Below are 2,511 nucleotides of genomic sequence, written 5' to 3'. Positions count from 1 at the left end.
CCGCCCGCTTCCGCCAGTTCGGCCAGCGCGATCGGGGCGCCGACCGTCGGATGGCCGGCGAACGGCATTTCATAGTCGGGCGTGAAGATGCGGATGCGGTTTTTGTGCTTGGGATTGGCCGGCGGCAGGACGAACACCGATTCGGACAGGTTGAATTCGCGCGCGATGGCCTGCATCGCGGCCGTGTCCAATCCCTTGCTGTCGAGCACGACGGCCAAAGGATTGCCGGCCAGTCGCTCGGTCGTAAACACATCGTAAAGCAAGTAATTCCGGGTTTTCATTCCTGCCTCAATCCCAACATGGGCGAAATTTAATTTGATATTTGAACCGGTAAGCCTGATCTGTGCACAGATAGGGACATTGCGCATTATAGGGGTCCAGCGTGGACCAGATTGTCAATCTGCCAAAGACGGAATCGGATTCCGCCATCGAGACGGCGCTTGGGCTCGACCAGACAGGCCGGCGCAGATCGCGCCGTCGTGGGTGGCTCTATGCGTTGCTGGCGCTGATCGTGCTCGCCGCCGCGCTTGGCCTCTATCAATGGTATGCGGGCTCGCCGGCCAGGATTGACTACACCACAGTGCCTGCCGCCAAGGCCGACCTCACCGTCGCGGTGTCGGCGACCGGCACGTTGCAGCCACTCACCCAGGTCGATATTTCAAGCGAACTGTCCGGCATCATCCGCTCGGTCTCGGCCGAGGAGAACCAGCAGGTCAAGAAGGGTGACGTGCTGGCGACACTCGACACGGTGAAACTCGAAGTCCAGATCGAGCGCGCCGAAGCTTCGGCCAAGGCCGCCGCCGCCAATGTCGAGGACGCCACGGTTACGCTGGCCGAAAACGAGAAGGCGCTGGTGCGCGCCGCCGAACTGACCAGGCGCGGCATGGCGACCGACCAGTCGCTTGAAGCGGCAACCGCCACGCGCGACCGTTCCAAGGCAGCTCTCGACAGTGCGCAGGCCAACCTCGCCATCGCCCAGGCCGACCTCAAGGCGCAGCAGACCGACCTTGCCAAGAGCACAATCTATGCGCCGATCGACGGCATCGTTTTGACGCGCTCGGTCGATCCCGGCCAGACGGTCGCCTCCTCGCTGCAGGCGCCGGTGCTGTTCATCATCGCCGCCGATCTCAGGAACATGGAACTGGTGGCGGCGGTCGACGAGGCCGACATCGGTGCGGTCAAATCCGGCCAGCATGCCCGCTTCACCGTCGATGCCTTCCCCGAGCGGCCGTTCGATGCCGAGATCCGCGACATCTCCTATGCCTCGGTCACCACCGACGGCGTCGTCACCTACAATGCGCGGCTCGAGGTCGACAACAACGAGCTGCTGCTGCGGCCCGGCATGACCGCCACCGTTTCGGTCGTCACCAAGCAGGCCAAGGACGTGCTCACCGTGCCGGCCACCGCCTTCCGCTTTCGCCCGGTCCAGCAGGCCGCACGCGGCTGGAGCCTCAGCGACCTGTTCACCGGCCGCATGGGCCGCCCCGGCGGCAACCGCCAGCGCCAGGCCGCCACAGTGCCCACCGACGGCTCGCGCACGCTCTATGTGCTGGAGAACGGGCGTCCGCACCCGGTCAACGTCAAGATCGGCTCGACCGACGGCGAACTGACCGAGATCATTTCTGGCCTCGACGAAGGCGCACAGGTCATCACCGCGTCGCAGCAGCGGAGCTGATACCGTGGCTGCCGGTGCTGCCCTCATCACCTTCGACAAGGTCTGGAAGAGCTATGGCCAGGGCGAGGCCAAGGTGCATGCGCTGGCCGGCGTCGATCTTGCCATCCGGCGTGGCGAATTCGTCGCCATCATGGGGCCGTCCGGCTCCGGCAAGTCGACGGCGATGAACATCATCGGCTGCCTCGACACGCCGACGGCCGGAACCTATTCCTTCATGAGCATCGACGCCGGCCGCCTCGACCGCAACCGCCGCGCCATGCTGCGCAACCTCTATGTCGGCTTCGTCTTCCAGGGTTACAATCTGCTGGCCCGCACCACGGCGGCCGAAAATGTCGAACTGCCGCTGATCTATCGCGGCGTGGCCGCCCGCGAGCGCCGCGACCTTGCCATGCAGGCCCTGGCGGAGGTCGGCCTTGTCGGCCGCGAGCACCACACGCCGGCCGAACTGTCCGGCGGCCAGCAGCAGCGCGTGGCGATCGCGCGCGCCATCGTCACGCGCCCGACGCTGCTCGTCGCCGACGAGCCGACCGGCAACCTCGACACCGCCCGCACGCACGAGATCATGGAGTTGCTGACGCGGCTCAACAAGGAGCTTGGCCTGACCATCGCCATGGTCACCCACGAGGCCGACGTCGCCGACTATGCCGAACGCACCATCCGCTTCCTCGACGGCCACGTCGCCTCCGATTCCAGGAAGCTGGAGATCGCACAACCATGATCTGGGAAACCGTCCGCCTGTCGCTGCGCTCGATCCGCCGCAACGTGCTGCGCTCGTTCCTGACCTTGCTCGGCATCGTCATCGGCGTTGCCGCCGTCATTGCCATGCTCACCATCGG

The 2,511-nt window shown here is 65.4% G+C and carries 4 protein-coding genes; 3 read left to right on the top strand and 1 reads right to left on the bottom strand.

Annotated elements, in window-relative coordinates; translation table 11 throughout:
• Nucleotides 1-281 (bottom strand): PhzF family phenazine biosynthesis isomerase (locus EN994_RS26895; protein ID WP_164746229.1); only part of this gene is annotated, 281 nt, incomplete at its 3' end.
• Nucleotides 282-382: 101 nt separating this feature from the next.
• Between EN994_RS26895 and EN994_RS26890 the strand changes: the two genes are divergently transcribed.
• The 3 genes from EN994_RS26890 to EN994_RS26880 all read left to right on the top strand — a co-directional run.
• On the top strand, nucleotides 383-1,675 hold the full coding sequence (locus EN994_RS26890; RefSeq protein WP_063168253.1) for an efflux RND transporter periplasmic adaptor subunit: 1,293 nt from the start codon (nucleotides 383-385) through the stop codon (nucleotides 1,673-1,675).
• Between the two features lie 4 nt (nucleotides 1,676-1,679).
• On the top strand, nucleotides 1,680-2,393 hold the full coding sequence (locus tag EN994_RS26885) for an ABC transporter ATP-binding protein (protein ID WP_063168254.1): 714 nt from the start codon (nucleotides 1,680-1,682) through the stop codon (nucleotides 2,391-2,393).
• Nucleotides 2,390-2,511, top strand: a 122-nt coding sequence (locus EN994_RS26880; protein ID WP_164746228.1) for an ABC transporter permease, incomplete at its 3' end; no start/stop codon positions are given. The genes EN994_RS26885 and EN994_RS26880, both read left to right, overlap by 4 nt.

Source organism: Mesorhizobium sp. M7A.F.Ca.CA.002.09.1.1 (assembly GCF_003998555.1).
GTDB classification, from domain to species: domain Bacteria; phylum Pseudomonadota; class Alphaproteobacteria; order Rhizobiales; family Rhizobiaceae; genus Mesorhizobium; species Mesorhizobium ciceri.
This window is presented reverse-complemented; position numbering and strand designations above follow the sequence as displayed.